The 3,400-nt window shown below is 60.7% G+C and carries 4 protein-coding genes; all 4 read right to left on the bottom strand.

What is annotated here, in order from left to right; all coding sequences use genetic code 11:
• On the bottom strand, nucleotides 1–778 hold a 778-nt coding region (locus tag JMF90_RS29935; RefSeq protein ID WP_201325801.1), incomplete at its 3' end, for an ABC transporter ATP-binding protein.
• Between the two features lie 49 nt (nucleotides 779–827).
• Nucleotides 828–1,976 carry an SRPBCC family protein gene (locus JMF90_RS29930; RefSeq protein WP_027812228.1) on the bottom strand — a complete coding sequence of 383 codons (1,149 nt, stop codon included), beginning with the start codon at nucleotides 1,974–1,976 and terminating at the stop codon, nucleotides 828–830.
• A 102-nt stretch (nucleotides 1,977–2,078) separates the two neighbouring features.
• Nucleotides 2,079–3,017, bottom strand: coding sequence for a LysR family transcriptional regulator (locus JMF90_RS29925; protein WP_077217100.1), 939 nt, complete (start codon nucleotides 3,015–3,017; stop codon nucleotides 2,079–2,081).
• A gap of 97 nt (nucleotides 3,018–3,114) precedes the next feature.
• A partial coding sequence (locus JMF90_RS29920; protein WP_201325800.1) for a hypothetical protein occupies nucleotides 3,115–3,400 on the bottom strand: 286 nt, incomplete at its 5' end.

The raw sequence follows: 3,400 nt of genomic DNA, 5'->3' as shown, positions 1-3,400 counted from the left end.
GCTGAAGCACGGCCCATTCGCCATCGAGCGCGCTGATGCGCCCGGCGAGACCGTTGTTCTCGCCGACGAAGTTCGCGACGAAGGCGTTCTGCGCGTTTTCGTACAGCTCGGTCGGCGTCGCGGCCTGCTGGATGCGTCCGTCGGAGAACACGGCGACGCGATTCGACATGGTCAGCGCTTCGTTCTGATCGTGCGTAACATAGACGATCGTGAGCGACAGATCGCGATGCAGCCGCATGATTTCGTACTGCATCGTTTCGCGGAGCCGTTTGTCGAGCGCGCCGAGCGGTTCGTCCATCAGTACCACGCGAGGCTCGAATACCAGTGCGCGGGCCAGCGCGACGCGCTGCTGCTGGCCGCCCGACAATTGCGCGGGACGTCGCGACGCGAGATGCGACAACTCCACCATGTCGAGCGCACGCTGAACGCGCTGCTTGCGCTCCTCGCGAGCAGTCTTGCGCACCGATAGCGGAAACGCGACGTTCTCGGCGATCGTCAGGTGCGGGAACAGCGCGTAGTTCTGGAACACCATGCCGATGTCGCGCTGGTGCGGCGGCTTGTCGTCGAGGCGATGACCGTCGAGCAGGATGGTGCCGTCGGTCGGGGTCTCGAAACCGGCGAGCATCATCAGCGTGGTGGTCTTGCCGGAGCCGGACGGTCCCAGCAGCGAGACGAATTCACCCCGGGCGATGTCGAGATCGAGACCGTCGACAACCGCATGCCGGCCGTCGTAGGACTTGCTGACGCCGACGAACGAAATGTAGGGTTGACTGGTCATCGTGAGCTTCAATGAGGTGACGTGGGTGGCGAGTCGTTTGCGTGCGGCTTCAGACGGCGACGTGCGACGCCAGATAGCGCGCGAAGTCGTAGTTCGGCCGCTCCAGATGACTCAGGTGACCGGGCTTCGCAAGCGGGGCATGCACGCCGCGGAACACGGCCTCGACGCCGCGCCGGTCTTCGAGATTGACTTCGTCGAGCAGCTTCTTCAGCGTCGCCATGTATTCGGCCGCCTTCGGGTCGTCGATGAATTCCGGCGACAGGCCGCCGCCGAAGCGGATATGCACGCGATCCACGCCCAGCGGCTGAAGCACGAGATACCAGAAATAGCCCGGCGTCAGCGTGACGAGATGGGTCGGGTAGATCGCGAGGAGCGCTGTCGTCTTGCGCCATTGGCCTTGCAGGCGCGTATTGTCCGGATGCGCATTGCCGATCGGCAGCGAGGCCTCTTTCGTGATCCAGTGATAGTTGAATGCAGGAAGTCCGGGTGGGCATTCCATCTCGTCGAGCCTCGAATGCGGGCCCACCGTCGCGCGATGCAGCATCGGCAGGTGATAGCTCTCCATGAAATTTTCCGCGAGGATCTTCCAGTTGGTGTCCCACACGTGTTCTTCGTGGAAGGTCTCGACATACGACGCCATGTCGTAATTGACGATCAATTCGTCGAGCTCCTTCAATCGGGCGGCGACAGGTGACGCCTCCTCATTGAGCGTGACGTAGACCCAGCCCTGCCAGATCTCGCAGCGAACCTGCGGAAGCTTGTAGCTGTCCTTACAGAAACCGTCCTGCCTGTCCATCATCGGGGCACCGCGCAGATCGCCGTCCAGCGAGTAATTCCACGCGTGATATGGACAGACGATCCGGCGCACATTGCCCCGGCCTTCGAGCAGGGTGGACATGCGGTGCAGGCATACGTTCGACATTGCACGCAGTGTGCCGTCGTCGCGGCGGATCACGATAATCGGCTGGCCTGCGATCTCCGCTGTCAGGTAGTCGCCCGGATTCGGCAGTGCGCTCGCGCGGCCCATGCACAGCCATTCGTTGCGAAAGAGGGTTTGCTGTTCCCGCTCGAGGAATTCGGGTGATGTGTAGACTCCCGGCGGCATCGCACGAGCGTCGCCGAAGTCGCGTTCACAATTGGTTTTCAGGTCGCGGACGATCACGTCGATAGACGGCGCTGCCGTAGGGATGGAACGCATCGTGCCTCCTGGAAACGTTGAAACCGATCACATTGGAGACCAATTTAACAAGTCCAATAAAGAGTCGAAATATTCTTTTCGGATGCAACAAGAAGTTTTTCCCTATGCAGTCGGCGTTGCCTGGACGTGCACCTGAGGGATGTAGGTTTCGCAGAATTGCGCGAAGCGCGTGACGAGCTGGCGGGGTTTCATGCTGCGCGACATCGCGATGCCGAGGGTGATCGCCGCGACGTCGTCGCGAAACGGACGGACCGCGAAAGTCGCACCATCGACGGTGCGGGTCGAACGAAGCGGGAAGTTCAGGATGCTGTAGCCGAGGCCGTTGGCCACCATGCCGCGCACGACTTCCGGCTGCGACGAACGGAACGTCGGCGACGGGCGGCGGCCAAGCGGGTCGAACAATCCGGCAAAGTACTCGCGACTGTGCGGCAGGTCGAGCAGAACATACGGTTCGTTGAGCAAATCGGCGAGGGCGACTTTCTTGCTGCGCGCGAGCTTGTGTTCGAGCGGCAGAATGGCATACGGCGGCAGCGTGACGAGCGGCGTGAACGAAATGTCGTCGGCAATATCGAGGCTATAAGTGAGCGCCATGTCCAGCGTGCCGTTGCTCAGTGCCGACAGAAGGTCGTCCTGGTTTGCCTCCATCGTGCGGAAGCCGATACCGCTGTGCTCGGAAACGAAGCGGCTCATCAATGCCGGCATCAACGGCGGCGCCAGCGAGACGAGGCAGCCCAGCGCGATCGTGCCGGACATGCCGCCATCCATCTCGCGTGCCATCGTCTGCAGTTCTTCCGCGTTTTTCAGCAGGTTGCGAACCTGCCCGAGCACGTCACGTCCCGCGGGCGTCAACGACACGCCGCTCGCACGATGGCGGATAAAGAGCTGAATGCCGAATGAAGATTCCAGTTCGCCTATCGATGTGGAGATCGACGGCTGGGAGATGTGCAACTGGCGTGCGGCGGCGGTAAACGACAGTGTTTCCGCGGTGACCACGAAGTAGCGCAATTGGCGCAACGAATAGCGCAACGCAATGTTTTCCATGAAGCGTGGCTCGCAAAGTATCGGATCGGAAACGGCTCGCAGCGCGAGGCGCGCTGCCATTTTGCATAGTCAAAAAGAGGGTTATCGAAAATCTGCATCATTTTTTCCCATGCGTATTGGCGCGGGCGTTCGAGGGACGGCGTCGATACTTCTGTTCGTGCACCGTGTGATCAAAGGGATGAGTCGCGCTGGTGCATGGTGCGACAAAACCGTGCAAGCCGTTCACCACGCAATGAATCGGCAGACGATTGACGGTATGTGCGATACGCGTCGCCGACACCGCGAGGCGGCGCAGCGTCGTTGAAAACAGCGTGCATAGGGAAAAGCTTTTCGATGGATCGGAAAACAATATTTCTGACGATAAATTGACCGCATAAATTGCG

This window comes from Burkholderia sp. E168m23 (genome assembly GCF_016586125.1).
In the GTDB taxonomy this organism is placed as follows: domain Bacteria; phylum Pseudomonadota; class Gammaproteobacteria; order Burkholderiales; family Burkholderiaceae; genus Burkholderia; species Burkholderia orbicola.
The sequence above is the reverse complement of the archived record's forward strand: the minus strand, read 5'-3'. Positions and strand labels throughout refer to the sequence as shown.

Bases quoted from the DNA above. Each gene is read 5' to 3' on its own strand.
- JMF90_RS29930 (WP_027812228.1), bottom strand. From the start codon at position 1,976: ATGCGTTCCATCCCTACGGCAGCGCCGTCTATCGACGTGATCGTCCGC.
- JMF90_RS29925 (WP_077217100.1), bottom strand. From the start codon at position 3,017: ATGGAAAACATTGCGTTGCGCTATTCGTTGCGCCAATTGCGCTACTTC.